Source organism: Prauserella endophytica (assembly GCF_005146945.1).
Classification (GTDB): domain Bacteria; phylum Actinomycetota; class Actinomycetes; order Mycobacteriales; family Pseudonocardiaceae; genus Prauserella_A; species Prauserella_A endophytica.
Map to the genome: position 1 here is coordinate 44,061 of NZ_SWMS01000005.1, position 19,610 is coordinate 63,670.

Consider the following 19,610-nt stretch of genomic DNA (forward strand, 5'->3'; position numbering starts at 1 on the left):
CCTGCGCCCACCCGTCTCCCGCCACCACCCAAACGGAGGCGCTCCGCGCCGCTGTGTTCGATTCCACGCAGTGAAGGTGGCCTTCACTGCGGCCGCGGTACCGCCTCAGCCGAGGAGGGCCCGGATGCGTTGTTCTCGGTCGGCGGGCGTCTGGCGGGGGCAGCTCGCGCACTTCTCGCCCCCTGTCGCCTCGTAGATGAGGCAGCACGATGAGCGCCGGACCACCTCGTGCGGTCCGATGTGGACATACCGGGGCGGCGGCATCCGGTGGCCGATCGAGGCGGCGAGCGGGGCCGCGAGGTCGGTCCGCCCCGCCCACAGCAACCTGGTGCCGATCGAGTCGGCGGCGATCGCCCACAGCGAGCGCGTGGTCGCCCCGGACACGTGTGCGATCATCTCCACGATCCGGTCGAGAGCGTCGCCCAGCGCGCCGCCGAGAGCGGTGAGGTCGTCGCCGAGCATGCGCTCGGAGCGCGCGTCAAGGTACCGGCCGTCGGGATGCATCGTGAACGTGACGGCCTCCAGCGCGGGATCGAGCGCGGTGCCCGTGCGCGCGAACGACTCCAGCGACGGGCCGACGAGCACCGACGACGCCGAGTACCACCGGATCGTGCCCAGCACCCGTTCGCTCGCCCGGCCGTACAGGTTCGCCGCGCCCTTCAGGTCCTCGCGCAGCCACGCGGGATCGGCGAGCACCGTCGCCGGCACCTCGACGCTCATGGCAGCCTGCGGTAGGTCGACACGGAGAACGCCGTGGTGACGTCCATGGCCTCGGTGAGCGAGCCGAGCCGGTCGGCGAGCCCGCCGCGGTGCAGGTGGTGGGCGTTCGGGCCCATCAGCACCGCCCTGCGCACGTCGTCGGGGCCGAGCTTCACCGTGCCCCCGCACTGCCTCCTGCCGACGAGCTCGAAACCGTCGGCCAGTGCCGCGTCGAGGCGCTGCTCCTTGTCCTCGCCGATGTCGAGCAGGTCCAGCTTCCGGGACAGCTCGCCCAGATGGCCGCTGCCGGGGGAGGCGACCACCACCGTGCCGCCCGGCCGCAGCACCCGGTGGAACTCTGCGGCGTTGCGCGGCGCGAAGACGTTGAGCACGGTGTCGGCGACGCCGGAGCCCACCGGCCACGGCTCCCAGAGATTCCACACGGCAGCCCCGATCCTCACGTGGGCCTTCGCCGCGCGGCGCAGGGCGGGCGCCGACACGTCGAGCGCCAGGCCCTCCGCGCCGGGCAACGCGTCGAGCACCTTCGCCAGGTAATAACCGGTGCCTGCCCCCGCGTCGACCACGAGGCCGCCCGTCGCCTGCTCGGCGAGGGCCTCCGCCAGCGGCGCGTAGAAACCCGCGGCGAGGAACTCGGCCCGCGCGGCCACCATCTCGGCCGTGTCGGCGGTGCCCGCGGCCACCTTCGCGTGCAGCAGGTTCACGTAGCCCTGCCTCGCGAGGTCGAACGAATGGAGCCGCTCGCATCGCAGCGTGTGACCGGCGAGCTCCACGCCGCCGCCACAGACGGAGCAGCGCAGCGCCGCCAGCACAGCGGACGGTAGCGGTTTCGCAGTCGTTTCAGGCGAGGTCACGCCTGCTATTCGACCACGACGTTTCGCATCCGGACGAATCGGCACAGGTCACGGGAAACGCGTCCGTAACATGACGGCCCGTTTGGTTCACCACGTCGAAACCTGAGAATCCACTCCGTGCAACACGCCTTCCCGATGCTGTGCCGCAATTGCGCGTTCTGCGATCCGGCTCTCGAAGGAGGAGAAGCGTGGAAGGGAATACGGCCTGGTTGCTCACCAGCGCCGCTCTGGTGCTGCTGATGACACCGGGATTGGCGTTCTTCTACGGCGGCATGGTGCGCTCCAAGAGCGTGCTGAACATGCTGATGATGTGCTTCGGGGCCATGGGGCTCATCGGGGTGCTGTGGGTGGTCTACGGCTACTCGATGGCCTTCGGCGACGACGTCGGCGGTGGGCTCCTCGGTGATCCGTTCGAGGCGCTCGGGCTCTCCGGCCTCATGGGCGGTGACGCGCTGAGCACCACGGGCTTCGTGGCGTTCCAGGGCATGTTCGCGATCATCACGGTCGCCCTCATCGCCGGTGCCGTCGCCGACCGCATGCGGTTCGGCGCGTGGCTGCTGTTCGCTGGACTCTGGGCCACGGTCGTGTACTTCCCCGTGGCGCACTGGGTCTTCGCGTTCGACAACGAGGACTCGGGCGTGGTCGGTGGCTGGATCGCCAACGACCTCGGCGCGCTGGACTTCGCCGGTGGCACCGCGGTGCACATCAACGCCGGTGCCGCCGCGCTGGCGCTCGTGCTGGTGCTCGGCAAGCGTCGCGGCTGGCCCAAGGAGCCGATGAAGCCGCACAACCTGCCCTACGTGATGCTCGGCGCCGGCCTGCTGTGGTTCGGCTGGTTCGGGTTCAACGCCGGTTCCGCGCTGGCCGCGAACGAGATCGCCGGCGTCGCCTTCGTCAACACCCTCACCGCGACCTGTGCCGCGATGCTCGGCTGGCTGCTCACCGAGCGCCTTCGCGACGGCAAGGCGACGAGCCTCGGCGCCGCTTCCGGTGTCGTGGCCGGCCTGGTGGCCATCACCCCGGCGTGTGCGTTCGTCGACACCTGGGGCGCGCTGTCCATCGGCGCCATCGCGGGCATCCTCTGCGCGCTGGCGGTGGGCCTCAAGTACCGCTTCGGCTACGACGACTCGCTCGACGTCGTCGGCGTCCACCTCGTCGGTGGTCTCGTCGGCACGCTGCTGATCGGCTTCTTCGGCACCACCAACGTCAACGAGGGCAGCGTCGACGGCCTGTTCTACGGCGGCGGCGCGAGCCAGCTCGGCATCCAGGCGGTCGGCGCGATCGCGGTGCTGCTGTACTCCTTCGTGGTGGCCGCCATCCTGGCGCTCATCATCAAGTACACGATGGGCCTGCGGGTCGCCGCCGAGGACGAGACCACCGGCATCGACGAGGCGGAGCACGCCGAGTCGGCGTACGACTTCGCCGGTGGGCGTGGTGGCCGTGCCGCCTCGGTGGACACCGGGGCCCCGAGCGGTAACGCGAAGAAGCTCGAGGAGAGCAAGTCATGAAACTGATCACGGCGATCGTCAAGCCGTTCACGCTCGACGACATCCGGTCCGCGCTCGAGCAGCTCGGGGTGCTCGGCATGACCGTCAGCGAGGTGCAGGGCTACGGCAGGCAGAAGGGCCACACCGAGGTCTACCGCGGCGCCGAGTACGCCGTCGACTTCGTGGCCAAGCTGAAGATCGAGGTGGTGACCGACGACGCCAACGTCGAGAAGGTCATCGACGCGGTCGTCAGCGCCGCGCACACCGGCAAGATCGGCGACGGGAAGGTGTGGGTGACCCCCGTCGACACGGTCGTCCGCGTCCGCACCGGCGAACGTGGCGCCGATGCTCTCTAAGAGACTGCCGTGGTCGTAGGGGGGCTTGTCGAGGCGGCCAACCGGCTGCTGGAGGGTCGCCACGGAAGGCTCGGCGCGACCGCGCTGCGAGCCGCTCTGGTCGACCTGTACGAGTTCTGGCTGAACAAGGCCGCCGCGGCGGCCGGCATCGACATCACAGGCACCGCGTCCTGCGATGTCGCGCTGGTCGCCGTCGGCGGCCTCGGCCGTCGGGAGCTCGTGCCCTTCTCCGACCTCGACCTGGTGCTGGTGCACAACGGAAACCCGGACATCGGGGAGATCGCGGACGCGCTCTGGTACCCGCTGTGGGACGCCAGGGTCGGTCTCGATCACTCGGTGCGCACGCCGGGGGAGGCGCTCAAGGTCGCCTCCGAGGACCTGCGTACCGCCATGGGACTGCTCGACGCCCGGCACCTCGCCGGTGACGCCGAACTCACCGAGCGGCTGGCCTCCGCCGCGCGCGACCACTGGCGGCGCACTGCCCGCAAACGGTTGCCCGAGCTGGCGGAGGCGACGCGCACGCGCTGGCGGCGCAGCGGGGAGATCGCGCAGTCGGCCGAACCCGATCTGAAGTACGGCCGCGGCGGCCTGCGGGATCTCGGGCTGCTGGACGCGCTCGCGGTCGCCCAGCTCACCGACCGCCCGAACGAGGAGCTGCGCGCGGCCCGCGAGCTGCTGCTCGACGTCCGCACCGAGCTGCGCAGGGAGCTGCGCCGCGACCGCGACGTGCTTGGCGCGGGAGACGCAGAGCTGGTGGCCGCCGAGCTGGAGCTGGGCGACCGGTTCTCACTGGCGCGGAGGCTCTCCGGCGCGGGCAGGGCCGTCGGCTACGCCGTAGACGTCGCCCTGCGGGCCGCGACCGAACCACCGAGGACACGGTTCGGCAGGCGGCCGAGCCGCACCCCCCTCGACGACGGCGTAGTCCTGCACGGCGACGAGGTCGCGCTCGCCCGCGACGCGGTGCCCGCTCGCGACGCAGGGCTGCTGCTGCGGGTCGCCGCGGCGTCGGCCCGCACCGGCAAGCCCATCGCGCACGGCACGCTGCGGACGCTCGCCGACTCCGCGCCTGAGCTGCGCGCGCCGTGGCCGGAACCCGCCCGGCAGGCGCTGACGGAGCTGCTCGGCGCGGGTGAGGGACTCGTCGACGCCGTCGAGGCGCTCGACCGGACGGGCCTGTGGGCGCGGCTCTTCCCGGAATGGGGCGCCGTGCGCGACCTCCCGCCGCGCGAGCCGGTGCACGCGTGGACGGTCGACCGGCACCTGGTGCAGGCGTGCGTCGAGGCGGCGCGGCTCACCACCACGGTCTCGCGGCCCGACCTGCTGCTGCTCGGCGCGCTCCTGCACGACATCGGCAAGGGCCGCGACGCGGACCACTCCGAACTGGGGGCCAAGCTCGCCGCGCAGGTGGCCGTCCGCATCGGACTGTCCGATGAGGACGTCGCCACGGTCGCGGGCATGGTGCGGCACCACCTGCTCCTGCCGCACACGGCCACGCGACGCGACATCAGTGAGCAGGAGACCGTCGAACGGGTCGCCAAGACCGTCGACGGCAGCCCGCTGCTGCTCGACCTCCTGCGGGCGCTCGCGCAGGCCGACTCGCTCGCGACCGGGCCGGGTGTGTGGACGGAGTGGAAGGCGGGACTCATCTCCGAGCTGGTGAGCCGTTGCCGGCATCTGTTGCACGGCAAGGGGTTCTCGGCGCCCGAGCCGATCGACGACACCCAGCGCGCCCTGGTGGCCGAGGCGGTGCGGACCACGCGCGGCGAGGTGCGCGTGACCGCAGCGGGCAAACTCGCCACAGTGGTGCTCGCCGTGCCCGCCAACGCCGATCTGCTCACGCCCGCCGCGGGCGTCCTCGCGCTCAACTCGCTCGAGGTGCACACGGCGATGCTGCACAGCCACGGCGGGGGCCGGGTCGGCGTCTTCACGGCGTCGCCGAGGTTCGGCACGCTGCCCGACGCGGGGCTGTTGCGCGAGCAGTTCGCCAGGGCCGTCGCTGGCGGGCTTCCGTTGAGCCAGAAACTCGCCGAGAAGGAGAAGGCGTACGACACGCCGGTGCCGGTGCCTGCGTCGCCGAAGGTGCTGTGGTTCGACGACGAGACTGCGGCCCCCGGCTCCGTCGTGCTCGAACTGCGGGCGGTGGACCGGATCGGCCTGCTTTACCGGGTCGCCGGTGCGCTGCGCCGGTGTGACGCCGAGGTGCGCTGGGCGAAGGTCTCCACGCTGGGGGCCAGGGTGGTCGACTCCTTCGCCGTGTCGCCGAGGCAGGGCGCGCTCGACCCGGCGTGGCGGCGGCGGGTCGAACAGGCGGTGCTCGCCGCGGCCACCTGAGCCGGCTTCCGCGTGTCGGCGCCGCCCGAGCGCGGGGCGGTCGGGTGACACGCTGATCGAGGCCAGGATCGAGGGCCGGGATGTGGTCCAGCCCATAGCGGCCAGGAGCAGGAGTCCGTGCGCAAGGCGCGACGCGGGGCCTCCGGCAAGGCGCGCTCGGCGCCCAGGTCCGATCACTGAGTACCCCTGGGTAGTTCTACGCAGAACGGATGCGGTGTCTTCACGCTGCCATGACCACCGCGCCTCCGGGCAGGCTGAGACCTGCCCGGGTGAGGTGCCGGGGTCGGCGCGGATCGCCTGGTACTGGGGGTCTGGCGAACACGCCGGCCGCACAGGGCACCCGCTTGGGCAGCCCGCCGCCCGGCCGGACCAGGGGAGGTGACCGGCCGGGCGGTCCCGCGGGATGACGCGGCCAGTACCCTGGGATGTTGTCGGCCCGTGAGCCGGCTGAGTATCCACGACCTGCTGGAGCGTGCACCCCGTGTTCGACACACTCTCCGATCGGCTCACGTCGGTCCTGCAGAACCTCCGCGGCAAGGGCAAGCTCTCCGATGCCGACATCGACGCCACCGCGCGCGAGATCCGTATCGCGCTGCTCGAGGCCGACGTCGCGCTGCCCGTGGTCAGGGAATTCATCGGCCACGTCAAGGAGCGCGCCAAGGGCGCCGAGGTGTCCGAGGCCCTCAACCCCGCGCAGCAGGTCATCAAGATCGTCAACGAGGAGCTCATCGGCATCCTCGGCGGCGAGACCCGGCGGATCAACCTCGCCAAGAACCCGCCGACGGTCATCATGCTCGCCGGTCTGCAGGGTTCCGGTAAGACCACGCTGGCGGGCAAGCTCGCGCTCTGGCTGAAGAAGCAGGGCCACGCGCCGCTGCTCGTGGCGTGTGACCTCCAGCGCCCCAACGCGGTGACGCAGCTGCAGGTCGTCGGCGAGCGCGCCGGGGTGGCCACGTTCGCCCCCGAGCCGGGCAACGGCGTCGGCGACCCGGTGGACGTCGCGCGGCGCAGCATCGAGGAGGCCAGGCACGCTCAGCACGACGTGGTCGTGGTCGACACCGCCGGCCGTCTCGGTGTCGACGAGGAGCTGATGAAGCAGGCCGCGGACATCCGCGACGCCGTGACGCCCGACGAGACGCTGTTCGTGGTCGACGCGATGATCGGCCAGGACGCCGTGACCACGGCCGAGGCGTTCCGGGACGGCGTCGGCTTCTCCGGCGTGGTGCTCACCAAGCTCGACGGCGACGCCCGCGGTGGTGCGGCGCTGTCCGTGCGGCAGGTCACCGGCCAGCCGATTCTCTTCGCGTCCAACGGCGAGAAGCTCGAGGACTTCGACGTCTTCCACCCCGACCGCATGGCCAGCCGGATCCTCGGCATGGGCGACATGCTCACCCTGATCGAGCAGGCCGAGCAGGCCTTCGACCAGGAGAAGGCGGAGAAGGCGGCGGCCAAGCTGGGCAGCGGCGAGCTGACCCTGGAGGACTTCCTCGAGCAGATGCTCGCGGTGCGCAAGATGGGCCCGATCGGCAACCTGCTGGGCATGCTGCCCGGCGCGGGGCAGATGAAGGACCAGCTCGCCAACGTCGACGACAAGCACCTCGACCGGCTGCAGGCGATCATCCGGGGCATGACCCCCGCCGAGCGGGCCAACCCCAAGATGATCAACGCCTCCCGCAGGCAGCGCATCGCGCGCGGATCCGGTGTCGCCGTGCGCGACGTCAACGACCTGGTCAACCGGTTCTTCGAGGCCCGCAAGATGATGCAGCAGATGGCGGGCCGGTTCGGCTTCGGTGGCGGCGGCAGCGCCACGAAGAAGCAGCACGTGCGCAAGGGAAAGAAGGGCAAGAAGGGCAAGAAGGTCCAGCAGAAGGCGCGCGGCGGCTTCCCTGGCGGCATGCCCGGCGGGTTCCCGCCCGCGGCGGGCGGCGGGATGCCCGACCTGTCGCAGCTCGGCGGCGGCCTCAACGACCTGCCCCCCGGATTCGACCCGTCGAAGCTGAACTTCCCGAAGAACAAGTAGCCCATGTACCACCTGCGCGGGGTCGTGCTGCCCGACGGTGACGAGCGCGACGTCTGGATCGGCGACGGCCGGATCTCGTTCGATCCGGTGGACGGCGCCCGTTCGCTCGACGGCGCGTTCCTCGTGCCGGGGCTCGTGGACGCGCACTGCCATCCCGGCATCGGCGTGCACGGCCCGACGACGCTGGAGGAGGCGACCGAGCAGGCGCTGACCGACCGGGACGCGGGGACCCTGCTCATCCGCGACTGCGGCGTGCCGATCGACATCCGGCCGTTGCAGGAGCGCGCCGACCTGCCCCGGATCATCCGGGGCGGGCAGCACCTGGCGCTGCCGAAGCGCTACGTGCCGAAGCTCGGCATCGACCTCGAGCACCCCGACCGGCTGCCCGGAGCCGTCGCCGAGCAGGCCAGGGCCGGAGACGGCTGGGTGAAGATCGTCGGCGACTGGATCGACCGCGCGGTCGGCGACCTCGCGCCGCTCTGGCCGGACGACGTGCTTGCCGAGGCGATCAAGGTCGCCCACGAGGAGGGCGCGCGGGTCACCGCACACGTGTTCGGCGAGGCCGCGATGCCGGGGCTGATCAACGCGGGCATCGACTGCCTCGAACACGGCACCGGGCTGTCGGCCGACCTGCTCGCCGAGATGGCGCGACGGGGCACCGCACTCGTGCCCACGCTGATCAACATCGAGAACTTCCCCGGCATCGCCGACCAGGCGGCCAAGTACCCGGTCTACGCCGCGCACATGCGGGCGCTGCACGCCGGGGTCACCGACATGGTCGGCGCGGCGCTGGACGCCGGTGTCGCGGTTTACGCGGGCACCGACGCGGGTGGCATGGTCGAGCACGGCAGGCTCCCCGACGAGGTCGAGGCGCTGCATCGCGCGGGCATGTCCGAGGAGCAGGCGCTCGCGGCGGCGTCATGGGCGGCCCGCGAGTGGCTGGGCTTCGAGGGGATCGCCGACGGCGCGCCGGCCGACCTCGTGGTGTTCGACGCCGACCCTCGCGAGGACCTCTCCGTGCTGCGCCGTCCCCGGCACGTCATCCTGCGCGGCACCCTGATCAGGTGAGCCCCTTCTGCGCATCGCTGCGCTGCGCCCACGCAACTAAAGTGCCCTTGGGTGCAGATCATCGGTGACGGGGAGGTGCGGTGGATCGCGGTCAGGAGGATCCTCCGCCGATCCGCGCCGGGTTGGTGCTCGGCGCGCACTGGGGCTTCCTCGCGTTCTTCGCGGGCCTCGCGGCGTACTACCTGCTCTCGCTGCTGCTGACCGCGTTCGCGATCGGAGGGGACGGCGAGGTCGGCTCGCTCCGGTTGCCCGAGCTGGGCCCGCTCGTACTGCTCGCCTTCGTACCCAACATCCTGCTCGGCCTCGCACCCGTGCTCGCCGCCCGCCGCTGGGGACAGGGCGTGCTCGCCGAGTTCCGGCTGATCCCCAACGCCAGGGACGTCAAGGTCGGCCTCGCGTGCGGCGGCTTCGCGCTGCTCACCGGCTATCTGCTCAACGTGGTCCTGCTGGAGGTCTACGGCACCGACCGGCTTTCCGACCCGCTCACCGAGGTGTTCGGTGGCATCGCCTCCAACACCGGCTGGCTCGTCGTCGCCGCGCTCATCGTGGTGGTGGCCGCGCCGCTCACCGAGGAGCTGTTCGTCCGCGGCGCGCTGTGGAATGGCCTCGCCCACCATCGGGTACCACCATGGGTGGTCCTCGTGCTGACGGCGCTCGTGTTCGCGCAGTTGCACGGCGAGCCCAGCCGCACGATCGCGTTGCTCGGCCAGGGGATCGCGATCGGAGCAGCCCGGTTGATCACCGACCGGGTGGGTGCGAGCGTCGTGGCGCACGCGACCAACAACCTGCCGCCCGCCCTTCTGCTGTTCGGCGGCTCGTGACCGGGTGTGTGCGCACAGTAGGCTCACCGGGTCGAAGGCGGCGGGTTGATGGAGGATGGGCGTGACGTCACCGAACGCGGGAGATCCGGTGCCCGGCGTCGAACAGTCCACCTCCGGCACGCAGACGGTGACCGCGCCGCCCGCCCATCGCTGGGGCTTCGGCGCGTTCCTGTTCGTCGAGGCCGTGCTGCTGGCCTCGGCCGCGCTGGTGGGCGCGCTGCTGGTCAAGGGCGGCAACGCCGAGTCGCTGCCGGTGCGCGACGTGCTGATCGGCACGATGACGCCCACCGTGATCGCGGCGCTCACTGCGCTGGCGATCACCAAGCTGCGGGGCAACGGGCCGCTGGCCGACCTGCGGCTGTCGTGGCGCTGGGACGACGTGAAGCTCGGGCTCAAGTTCGGCGTGCTCGGCTTGGTCTGCACCAGCGTCGGTGTGTTCGTCTGGACGAAGGTGGTCGGCGAGCAGAACTCCAGTTCCGCGATCAGTGCGCTCGTCGAGGACAAGCCGATGTCGGTGTCCGCCGCGGTGGTGATGTTCCTCTACCTGTGGCTGCTCGGCCCGATCTGTGAGGAGATCATCTACCGCGGCCTGCTGTGGGGCGCGACGGAGCGGCTGCAGTGGAACAACGAGAAGTGGGGCCGGTTCGCCGCGTTCCTGCTCTCCACGGCGGTGTTCGCGATGAGCCACCTCGAACCGCTGCGGACCACGCTGCTGCTGGTGATCGCGGTGCCGATCGGGCTGGCGCGCCTTGTCACGGGGCGCCTGCTCGGCAGCATCGTGGCCCACCAGATGAACAACTTCCTGCCCGCGCTGGCGATCCTGCTCACCGCGCTCGGCGTGGTGAGCTACTGAGTCTTCGCCGCCTGCTCCTGCGCCGCGAGCAGCCGCTCCCTGCTGTTGGTCAGGTGCACGCGCGCGGCTGCGCGGGCGGCCTCCGCGTCCTGCCGCTCGATCGCCGCGTAGACGTTCTCGTGCTCGCCGGCCGTCCGCGCGAACCGCTCGGGGTTCGCCGGCATCCGCTCGCGGTGCATGATGATCATGCCGGGCCCGAAGGACCGGAGCAGGTCGGCGAAGTAGCGGTTGTCCGCGGCGAGGGCGATTCGCAGGTGGAAGGTGAAGTCGGCGCGCACGGCGGCGCTGGGGTTGCCCGCGCTCGCCGCGAACTCGTCGAGCGCCTCCCGCAGGTCGGCCAGCTGCGCCTCGGTGCGCCTGCGGGCCGCGAGGGCGGCGGCCTCGACCTCCAGCGCCGTGCGGAACTCGATGAGTTCCAGCGCGCCCTCGATCGTCAGCTCGCCCGCCTCTTCGACCTCGAACGGGGTGGTGCTCGGCTGGGCCAGCACGAAGCTGCCGCGCCCGTGCCGCGTCTCGACCAGCCCGGCGGCCTGCAGCCGCGAGATCGCCTCGCGCACCACCGTGCGGCTCACGCCGTAGGTCTGCACGAGGCTGCCCTCGGTCGGCAGCCGCTCGCCGGGCTGGATGACGCCTTCCTGGATGCGCGCCGTCAGCCGCGCGACCAGCTCCTGGGTTCTGCTCAAGCGGTCACCGTAACGCTGTCGACCGTCCACGCCCTCGCCTGGTCGCTCACGGTCAGGCCGAGGCCGGGGCGGTCCGGCACCAGCATGCGCCCGTCCTTGATCTCCATGCGCTCGTTGAACAGCGGTTCGAGCCACTCGAAGTGCTCGACCCACGGCTCCTGCGGGTAGGTCGCCGCGAGGTGCAGGTGGATCTCCATCGCGTAGTGCGGGGCGAGCTGGAGCCTGTGGTGCTCGGCGAGCGCGGTGAGCTTGAGGAACTGCGTGATGCCGCCGATGCGTGGCGCGTCGGGCTGGATGATGTCGGCGCCGCCCGCCCGGATCAGCTCGGCGTGCTCGGCGACGCTGGTGAGCATCTCGCCCGTGGCGATCGGGGTGTCGAAACCACGGGCGAGCGCGGCATGCCCCTCGTGGTCGTAGGCGTCGAGCGGCTCCTCGATCCACACGAGGTCCAGCGGTTCGAGCCTGCGGCACATGCGCTGCGCGGCAGGGCGGTCCCACTGCTGGTTGGCGTCGACCATCAGCGGCACGTCGTCGCCGAGGTGCTCGCGGACCTTGGTCACGCGCTCGACGTCGACGCGCCAGTCGGGGTGGCCGACCTTGAGCTTCACACCGCCGATGCCGCGTTCCCGGGAGGCGGTGGTGTTCTCCAGGACCTCCTCGATGGGAATGTGCAGGAAACCGCCCGAGGTGTTGTAGCAGCGCACGGAGTCGCGGTGGGCGCCGATGAGCTTGGCCAGCGGCAGCCCGGCACGCTTGGCCTTGAGGTCCCACAGCGCCACGTCGATGGCGGCGATCGCCTGTGTCGAGAGCCCGCTGCGGCCAACCGACGCGCCTGCCCACACGAGCTTCGTCCACAGGCGGTCGATGTCGCTGGGGTCCTCGCCGATCAGCTCGGGGGCGATCTCGCGGGCGTGTGCGTACTGGCCGGGGCCGCCCGCGCGCTTCGAGTAGCCGAAGCCGAAGCCGTCGTGGCCGGACTCGGTGCCGATCTCGGCGAAGAGCAGAGCGACCTCGGTCATCGGCTTCTGCCGTCCGGTGAGCACCTTCGCGTCGCTGACGGGGGTGCGCAGCGGGAGGGTGACGGACGAGATCCGGACGGAGGTGATGCGATCGGAGGTCATGGCGAGAGATCGTACAACTCGCTCAGAGGTCATACAACGATCAGATCGCGGAGAGCCACAGGTGCACGGCGAGCCCGAACCCGGCCAGCGCGATCACGACCCGCAGCGGACGCTCTGGCAGCCGCCGGACGATCGACGGCCCGATCCAGCTACCGACCAGTGCCCCCGCGCCGAGCGCCGCGGCGGCGAGCCAGTCGACGGGGGCGAGGAACGCGAACGCCACCGCGGCCGTCACGTTGGCCGCACCCGTCGCGACGTTCTTGACCGCGTTGGTGATCGGCAGCGGCTCGGTGACCGACACCGAGAGCACGGCGAGCATCAGCACCCCCGCGCCCGCGCCGAAGTACCCGCCGTAGACGCCGACTGCCAGCACCGCCAGCGCGACGGGGAGCGCCGAGCGCGGGCCGCGGCGGGTGCGTGACCTTCCGTCGGCGGCCTCCCTCAGCCGGTCGCGGAACAGCAGCAACGCCGAACCGAGCGCGATGAGCCACGGCACGATCAGCTCGAACGTCGACGCGGGCGTGGTCAGCAGGAGCACGGCGCCGAGTGAGCCGCCGAGTACCGCCATGAGGCCGAGCCGGAGCAGGCGTGCCCGCTGCCCCCGCAGCTCCCTGCGCGAGCCGCCCGCGGCGCCGACCGTGGTGGAGAACATGGCCACGGTGTTGGTGACGTTGGCGGCGATCGGCGGCAGTCCTGCGGCGAGGAGGGCGGGGTAGCTGAACAGAGAGGCGAGGCCCGCCATCGAGCCAACGAGGCCCGCGGCGACCCCCGCCAGCGCCAGCAGCGCGGCGGCGTCGAGTCCCAAACTCAGTGCCCCGCGGTGAGATCCGCCGTCGCGGCGAGGTCGACCGGCGCCATGCGCTCAATCGCGAGCCGCGTGCGCTGCATCGCGTCGATGATCTCCTCGCGGCGCGCCTCGGTGAGGCCGGAGATCGGCACCGAGCAACTGATCGCGTCGGTCGGCGGCGTGCTGTAGCGCAGTGCGAAGCCGAAGCAGGTCACGCCGGCGTAGTTCTCCTCGTTGTCGATCGCGTACCCGCGCTCACGCGTGAGCTCGAGGTCGGCGATCAGGTCGGCGCGCTCCACCAGTGTGTTGGGGGTGAGCGGCGTGACCTCCTCGGGCACGTGCTCGTCGATGCCGGCCTCGAGGCGCTCGGCGAGCAGCGACTTGCCCATGGAGGTGCTGAACGCGGGCAGCCTGCGGCCGACCCTGCTGAACGGGCGGATGTACTTGCTCGACTCCTTGGTGGCGAGGTAGACGATGTCGCCCCGGTCGAGCCTGCCGTAGTGGATGGTCTCGTCCAGCTCGGCGGAGAGGTCCGTGATCAGTGGCTGGACGATGCGCAGGTACGGGTCGGTGTCGAGGTAGGTCGTGCCGGCGAGCAGCGCGCGGATGCCGATGCTGTACTGGGTGCCGCTGGCGTCGGCCCGCACCCAGCCGTGCTCGACGAGCGTGCGGATCAGGGCGTAGACACTGCTTCGCGGGGCGCCGAGCGCGTCGCTCAGCTCGCGCAGGCGGGCGGGCCGGTTCTGCCGCGACGCCAGCAGTTCCAGCAGTTCCACGGTCCTGGCGGCGGACTTCACACCTCGCACACCGGTCTCTCGCTCAGCTTCCACGGTTGACAGCCTAGCAAGCTCCAAGTAACACTGCTCCGCACATGACAGACGTCTACATATGGAGACACTTTGACTGCCACGTATACAACGGAGGCCGTTGACCGGCTTCGGCGCGGGATGGACACGGCGGTGCTGTCGTTCCCGCTGACGCCGTTCGACGCCGAAGGTGCCGTCGACGTGGACGCCTTCCGCGCGCATGTGCGCAGGCAGCTCGACGCGCGGCCGGGGGCGGTGTTCCCCTGCTGCGGCACGGGCGAGTTCTTCTCCCTCGCCGAGGACGAGTACGAGACCCTCATCCGCGTCGCGGCCGAGGAGTCGGCGGGCGAGATCCCGGTCGTCGCAGGGGCGGGCTACGGCTGGGCGCAGGCGTCGCGCTTCGTCGCGGCCGCGCAGCGGGCGGGCGCCGACGCGGTGCTGCTGATGCCGCCGTACCTGGTGGAGACGCCGCAGGCCGGCCTCGTCGACCACGTGCGCAAGGTCGCAGCCAACACCGAGCTGCCGCTCATCGTCTACCAGCGGGCCCAGGTCAAGATCGCGCTGCCGACCGTGGCCGAGCTGGCGACGATCCCGAACGTCATCGGCATCAAGGACGGGCACTGCGACCTCGACCAGCTGCAGCGGCTCAAGCTCGCCGCGCCGCCGGAGTGGCTCTTCTTCAACGGGGCCGCGACCGCCGAGATGCAGGCCCGCGCCTACCGCGCCATCGGCGTGCCCGCGTACTCCTCGGCCGTGCACGCGTTCGCGCCCGAGATCTCCCAGGCGTTCTTCCGCGCCTTTCACGCCGACGACCACGCCACCGTCGAGCGGCTGCTCAGCGAGTTCTACGTCCCGCTCGTGGAGCTGCGGGACCGGGGCACCGGCTACGCCGTGGCATTGGTCAAGGCCGCCGCGCGGCTCCGGGGAGCCGACGTCGGCCCGGTGCGCGCGCCGTTGCGGGATCTGCCCGCCGACCATCTCGCGGAGCTCGACGCACTCCTGACCAAGGGTCTCGCCCTCGTGGGCGCCGACCGTTGACCGCACTCCCAACCCCCACCCGGTAGCACTCCATCAGGAGGATCAATGAGGATTCTGTCCAGCCGCGGCACGCGGGGCGCGGCCCTGCTCGCCGCCACGGCACTGGCTCTGTCGGCCTGCTCGGTGCAGGGCGGTTCCGGCGGTGAGGGCGGTGGTGACTACCCGGCTCGCGCGGTCGAGTTCACTGTGCCCACCGAGCCCGGCGGCAGCACCGACCTGATCACGAGGGCGCTCACCAAGAGCCTCGAGGAGCCGCTCGGCCAGTCGACGGTCGTCGTCAACAAGCCCGGAGCCAACGGCAAGATCGCGGGCAAGGACGTCTTCAGCGGCAACCCCGACGGCTACCGCGTCGCCGTGATGCCGCAGTCGCTGTTCGCCGTCGGCCCGCTCGTGGTCGAGGACCCGGACGCCATCCAGCTCGACGAGATGACCTTCGTCAAGGGCCTCACCCGCGAGGACTACGTCATGGTCGTGCCGTCGTCGTCGCCCTTCGAGAAGGTCGAGGACGTGCTGGCCGCCGACAACGTCAAGTACGGCACCTCGGGCGCCGGCACCGGCAACCAGCTCGCCCAGGCGCTGCTGTTCGGCTCCGCGAAGGTCAACGCCACCGCCGTGCCGTTCGACGGCGGCGGCCCGCAGCTGACCGCCGTGCTCGGCGGCAAGGTCGACGTCGGCACCGTGCACGTCGCCGAGGCGTACGAGCAGATCCAGGCCGGAGCGCTGCGCCCGCTCGTCGCCTTCTCCGCCGAGCGGCTGGAGGCGCTGCCCGACGTGCCCACCGCCACCGAGAAGGGCTACGACGTGGTGGTCGACCAGCGCCGGTTCGTCGCCGCGCCCGCCGGCCTTCCCGACGACGTGCGCGACAAGCTCGCCACCGCGATCGACGAGGCCGTGTCCTCGGAGGAGTACGCCAAGCTGCTCCAGGACAACTACATCACCCGCTGGGAGGCCGACGGCTCCGAGGTCGGTGACCAGCTCCGCGAGGCCAGCGAGCGCTTCAAGACCATGACCACCGAGCTCGGCGTCAACCTCAAGGGCCAGTCATGACCGCTCCCGATCAGGAACAGGAGACGCGGCCGAGCGCGGCCTACGCGCGCAGGCAGAACGTCATCGCCGCGGCCGTGCTGTGCGCGATCGGTGTGGGGGCCGCGATCCTGTCCTGGCAGCTCGGGATCGGCGACCTCGCCGATCCCGGGCCCGGGCTGTGGCCGCTGATCGTCAGCGTGGCCATGGCGGTCATCGCCGCGGTGCTCGTGGTGCGCTCGGCGCCGACCGGCGAGGAGGAGCGGTTCGGCCGCGAGTCACTCGTCGTCGTGATCGGCGTCGTCTCCCTGCTGGGCTACGTGCTGCTGTTCGAACAGGTCGGGTTCGAGATCCCGACCGTCGCGCTGCTGGTGCTGTGGCTGAAGCTGCTCGGCCGCGAGTCGTGGCGGATGACCGTCATCGTCTCGGTGGTGGCCACCGCGGCGATCTACCTGCTGTTCATCACCGGGCTCGAGGTGTCGCTGCCCCACATCGTGCACTTCTGAGGACTAGCCAATGGATTTCCTGTCTCCGGTGCTCGACGGTTTCGGGGTCGTCTTCCAGCCGGACAACCTGCTCTACTGCCTGCTCGGCGTGACGCTGGGCATGCTGGTCGGCGTGCTGCCCGGCCTCGGCCCCGCGGCGACGATCGCGATCCTGCTGCCGATCACCTACAACATCGAGCCCACGTCGGCGATCATCATGCTCGCCGGCATCTTCTACGGCGCGCAGTACGGCGGCACGATCACGTCGGTGCTGCTGCGCCTGCCCGGCGAGGCCTCCAGCGTCGTCACCGCCATCGACGGTCACGAGATGGCGAGACAGGGGCGAGCGGGCGCCGCGCTCGGCATCGCGGCGATCGGCTCCTTCATCGGCGGCACGATCTCGATCGTCGTGCTGACCTTCGTCGCACCGCTCGTCTCGGGCTTCGCGATCGACTTCGGCCCCGCCGAATACACGATGCTCGCCCTGCTCGGCATCCTGCTCGTCACCACGCTGGGCACCGGCTCGATCCTCAAGAGCCTGGCCATGGCCACCCTCGGCCTGCTGCTCGCCACGATCGGGCAGGATCCGCTGCTCGGCACCGCGCGCCTGACCTTCGGCAGCGACCAGCTGCTCGACGGCATCGACTTCGTGATCGTCGCGATGGGCCTGTTCGGTGTCGGGGAGATCCTCTACAACCTGGAGTCGCTGCGGAGGAAGGCGCCGAAGGCCACCGAGGTCGGCTCGGTCTACCCGACGCGCAAGGACCTCTCCGAATCCAAGGGCGCCATCGCGCGCGGCTCGGCCAGCGGCTTCCTGCTCGGCATCCTGCCCGGTGGCGGCGCGACGATGTCGTCGATGGTCGCCTACGCCGTGGAGAAGAAGGCCACCAAGCGGCCGGAGCGCTTCGGCAAGGGCGCCATCCAGGGCGTCGCCGGCCCGGAGAGTGCGAACAACGCGGCCGCGACGTCGTCGTTCATCCCGCTGCTGTCGCTCGGCATCCCCGCCAACGCGACGATGGCGATCATGTTCGGCGCGCTGATGCTGCAGGGCATCACGCCGGGCCCGCTGCTCGTCGACGAGGAGCCCCAGCTGTTCTGGGGCGTCGTCAACTCGATGTACGTCGGCAACCTGTTGCTGCTCGCCATGAGCCTGCCGCTGATCGGGATCTTCGTGCGCATCCTGAAGGTTCGGGCGGCGATCCTGGCCCCGCTGACGATCCTGATCACGATGATCGGCGTCTACACGGTGCGCAACAACGTGTTCGACATGTTCCTCGTGCTCGCGCTGGGCGTGCTCGGGTACCTGATGAAGAAGGTCGGCTTCGAGCCCGGTCCGCTCGTGTTGGCCTTCGTGCTCGGGGGAATCCTCGAGTCGGCGTTCCGGCGTTCGATGCGGACGTTCGACGGCGAGCTGACGGGCTTCCTCGGCGAGCCGATCGCCGCGACGCTGTTCGGCGCCATCGTGCTCCTCGTCGTGCTATCGGCGCTGCGAGCCCTCCGGACCAGGAAAAAGGCCAAGAAAAACAAGGAGAACGATGTCCCACCTGCAGAGCGTCGACCCGAGGACCGGGGCGAGCAGCGAGACCGGGATCCTGCCGAGCACGTCCGATGAGGTCGACGCCGCCGCGACCCGGGCCCGGGCGGCCTTCGCGGAGCTGACCAGGCGTGACCGCTCGTGGCGGGCCGAGCTGCTGCGGGCCATGGCCGACGAGCTGGAGTCGCGGCGCGAGGCGATCGTCTCGACCGCCGACGGCGAGACCGGTCTCGGCGAGACCCGGCTGAACGGCGAGCTGACCCGCACGTGCTTCCAGCTGCGGCTCTTCGCCGACGTGGTCACCGATGGCGGCTATCTCGAGGCGGCCGTCGACCACGCCGGTGACACCCCGATGGGCCCACGTCCCGACCTGCGCCGGATGCTGCTGCCGCTCGGCCCGGTCGCCGTGTTCGGCGCGAGCAACTTCCCGCTGGCCTTCTCGGTGCCGGGCGGCGACACCGCGTCGGCGCTCGCGGCCGGCTGCCCGGTGGTGGTCAAGGCCCACGAGTCGCACCCGCTCACGTCTCGGCTGTGCGGCGAGGCGCTCGCGGCGGCCGCGGCGAGCCACGGAGCGCCCGAGGGCACGATCGCGGTCGTCTACGGTCGCGAGGCCGGTGCGCGCCTCGTGCAGCACCCCGACATCAAGGCCGTGGGCTTCACCGGCTCGCTCGGCGGCGGTAAGGCGCTGCTGGAGCTCATCAACTCCCGGCCGGACCCGATCCCGTTCTACGGCGAGCTGTCCGGCATCAACCCGCTCGTGGTCACCCCGGCCGCGGCACGGGAGCGCGCCGACGAGATCGGCGCGGGCCTCGCGGGCTCGTTCACACTCGGCTCCGGCCAGTTCTGCACCAAGCCGGGGCTGGCGTTCGTGCCCAGGACCGACGGGGGAGAGGCTCTGCTCGGCGCGCTGGGCAAGGCGGTCGAGGGCACCGGTGCGCAGGTGCTGCTCAACGAGGGCATCCGCGACTCGTTCGCGGCCGGCTCCGGCCGGCTGGCCGACCTGCCGGCCGTGTCGACGATCGCGACCGGCGGGGAGGTCGAGGGGGACGGGTTCACAGCGCAGCCCCGGGTGCTGACCATCGACGCCGCCGACCTCGACGACAGCGTCGCCCGCGAGTGCTTCGGGCCGCTCGTGGTCGTGGTGCGCTACTCCGACGACAAGGAGCTGCTCGACGCGCTGGCGCGGCTGGAGCCCTCGCTGACCGCGACCGTGCACCTCGGCAGCGGCGAGGCCGCGGACCGGACGGAGCTGCTCGACGGCCTGCGCGAGGTCGCGGGCAGGCTCGTCTTCGACGGCTACCCGACCGGTGTCGCGGTGTCGTGGGCCCAGCACCACGGCGGACCGTGGCCGTCCACCAACACCGTTCACACCTCGGTGGGCACCACGTCGATCCGCCGGTTCCTGCGGCCGTTCGCCTGGCAGGGCGCACCGCAGGCCGTGCTGCCCGCCGAGTTGCGCGACGGCCCGGTGGACGTCCCCCGGAGGGTGGACGGCGTGCTCACGCTCCCCGGGAACGGGTGAGCCGGGGCCGTCTGGCAAAATGGTTGCTTGCCCGCTCCGGATCGGACCCTCTCACCGGCCGGGGCGACCACACATACCTGCGGGCACTCGGATCCGGCTCCCCA

General features: G+C 71.3%; 18 protein-coding genes. 12 read left to right on the forward strand and 6 right to left on the reverse strand.

All coding sequences use genetic code 11. The features are described from left to right. Positions 1–105: 105 nt before the first annotated feature. Complete coding sequence (locus FCN18_RS11205; protein WP_137094854.1) at positions 106–720, reverse strand: (2Fe-2S)-binding protein; 615 nt, start codon at positions 718–720, stop codon at positions 106–108. After that, positions 717–1,571: a putative RNA methyltransferase gene (locus tag FCN18_RS11210; RefSeq protein WP_137094856.1), complete on the reverse strand. Its 855-nt coding sequence runs from the start codon at positions 1,569–1,571 to the stop codon at positions 717–719. Before FCN18_RS11210 ends, FCN18_RS11205 begins: the two co-directional genes overlap by 4 nt. Before the next feature lie 188 nt (positions 1,572–1,759). On the opposite strand from FCN18_RS11210, the gene FCN18_RS11215 reads away from it, so the two are divergent. The 7 genes from FCN18_RS11215 to FCN18_RS11245 all read left to right on the forward strand — a co-directional run bounded on the left by FCN18_RS11215 (position 1,760) and on the right by FCN18_RS11245 (position 10,507). Beyond that, positions 1,760–3,079 (forward strand): ammonium transporter, encoded by a 1,320-nt coding sequence (locus FCN18_RS11215; protein ID WP_112271942.1) that lies wholly within the window; start codon positions 1,760–1,762, stop codon positions 3,077–3,079. Beyond that, positions 3,076–3,414 carry a P-II family nitrogen regulator gene (locus tag FCN18_RS11220; protein WP_113642350.1) on the forward strand — a complete coding sequence of 113 codons (339 nt, stop codon included), beginning with the start codon at positions 3,076–3,078 and terminating at the stop codon, positions 3,412–3,414. The genes FCN18_RS11215 and FCN18_RS11220 overlap by 4 nt, the downstream gene beginning before the upstream one ends. Positions 3,415–3,423: 9 nt before the next feature. Then, positions 3,424–5,745: a [protein-PII] uridylyltransferase gene (locus FCN18_RS11225; RefSeq protein ID WP_137094858.1), complete on the forward strand. Its 2,322-nt coding sequence runs from the start codon at positions 3,424–3,426 to the stop codon at positions 5,743–5,745. A 481-nt stretch (positions 5,746–6,226) separates the two neighbouring features. Further along, positions 6,227–7,765, forward strand: coding sequence for a signal recognition particle protein (gene ffh, locus FCN18_RS11230; RefSeq protein ID WP_113642354.1), 1,539 nt, complete (start codon positions 6,227–6,229; stop codon positions 7,763–7,765). A 3-nt stretch (positions 7,766–7,768) separates the two neighbouring features. Beyond that, entirely contained in the window at positions 7,769–8,833 is a 1,065-nt protein-coding gene (locus tag FCN18_RS11235) for an amidohydrolase family protein (protein ID WP_112271949.1), read from the forward strand. An 80-nt stretch (positions 8,834–8,913) separates the two neighbouring features. Then, on the forward strand, positions 8,914–9,654 hold the full coding sequence (locus FCN18_RS11240) for a CPBP family intramembrane glutamic endopeptidase (RefSeq protein ID WP_112271951.1): 741 nt from the start codon (positions 8,914–8,916) through the stop codon (positions 9,652–9,654). 55 nt (positions 9,655–9,709) lie between these two features. Continuing rightward, on the forward strand, positions 9,710–10,507 hold the full coding sequence (locus FCN18_RS11245) for a CPBP family intramembrane glutamic endopeptidase (RefSeq protein ID WP_112271953.1): 798 nt from the start codon (positions 9,710–9,712) through the stop codon (positions 10,505–10,507). Here FCN18_RS11245 and FCN18_RS11250 read toward each other — a convergent pair. The 4 genes from FCN18_RS11250 to FCN18_RS11265 are packed head-to-tail and all read right to left on the reverse strand — an operon-like array spanning position 10,501 to position 13,928. Further along, positions 10,501–11,190, reverse strand: coding sequence for a FadR/GntR family transcriptional regulator (locus tag FCN18_RS11250; protein WP_206077868.1), 690 nt, complete (start codon positions 11,188–11,190; stop codon positions 10,501–10,503). The two genes, FCN18_RS11245 and FCN18_RS11250, sit on opposite strands and share 7 nt — an antisense overlap. Then, positions 11,187–12,311 carry an L-talarate/galactarate dehydratase gene (locus FCN18_RS11255; protein WP_113642361.1) on the reverse strand — a complete coding sequence of 375 codons (1,125 nt, stop codon included), beginning with the start codon at positions 12,309–12,311 and terminating at the stop codon, positions 11,187–11,189. Before FCN18_RS11255 ends, FCN18_RS11250 begins: the two co-directional genes overlap by 4 nt. A 40-nt stretch (positions 12,312–12,351) precedes the next feature. Beyond that, positions 12,352–13,122, reverse strand: coding sequence for a sulfite exporter TauE/SafE family protein (locus FCN18_RS11260; protein ID WP_369973584.1), 771 nt, complete (start codon positions 13,120–13,122; stop codon positions 12,352–12,354). Continuing rightward, positions 13,119–13,928, reverse strand: coding sequence for an IclR family transcriptional regulator (locus FCN18_RS11265; protein ID WP_170200539.1), 810 nt, complete (start codon positions 13,926–13,928; stop codon positions 13,119–13,121). Before FCN18_RS11265 ends, FCN18_RS11260 begins: the two co-directional genes overlap by 4 nt. A 69-nt stretch (positions 13,929–13,997) precedes the next feature. Between FCN18_RS11265 and FCN18_RS11270 the strand changes: the two genes are divergently transcribed. Genes FCN18_RS11270 through FCN18_RS11290 form a run of 5 tightly spaced genes read left to right on the forward strand, consistent with a single transcriptional unit; the run spans position 13,998 to position 19,506 of the window. Next, on the forward strand, positions 13,998–14,942 hold the full coding sequence (locus FCN18_RS11270; RefSeq protein ID WP_228713874.1) for a 5-dehydro-4-deoxyglucarate dehydratase: 945 nt from the start codon (positions 13,998–14,000) through the stop codon (positions 14,940–14,942). Between the two features lie 45 nt (positions 14,943–14,987). Then, the gene (locus FCN18_RS11275; RefSeq protein ID WP_112271965.1) at positions 14,988–15,989 is read left to right on the forward strand and encodes a tripartite tricarboxylate transporter substrate binding protein; all 1,002 of its coding nucleotides are present in this window, start codon (positions 14,988–14,990) and stop codon (positions 15,987–15,989) included. After that, positions 15,986–16,471: a tripartite tricarboxylate transporter TctB family protein gene (locus FCN18_RS11280; protein WP_112271967.1), complete on the forward strand. Its 486-nt coding sequence runs from the start codon at positions 15,986–15,988 to the stop codon at positions 16,469–16,471. The genes FCN18_RS11275 and FCN18_RS11280 overlap by 4 nt, the downstream gene beginning before the upstream one ends. A gap of 10 nt (positions 16,472–16,481) precedes the next feature. Then, positions 16,482–18,062: a tripartite tricarboxylate transporter permease gene (locus FCN18_RS11285; RefSeq protein WP_112271969.1), complete on the forward strand. Its 1,581-nt coding sequence runs from the start codon at positions 16,482–16,484 to the stop codon at positions 18,060–18,062. After that, on the forward strand, positions 17,986–19,506 hold the full coding sequence (locus tag FCN18_RS11290) for an aldehyde dehydrogenase (NADP(+)) (protein ID WP_112271971.1): 1,521 nt from the start codon (positions 17,986–17,988) through the stop codon (positions 19,504–19,506). The genes FCN18_RS11285 and FCN18_RS11290 overlap by 77 nt, the downstream gene beginning before the upstream one ends. Positions 19,507–19,610 lie beyond the last annotated feature (104 nt).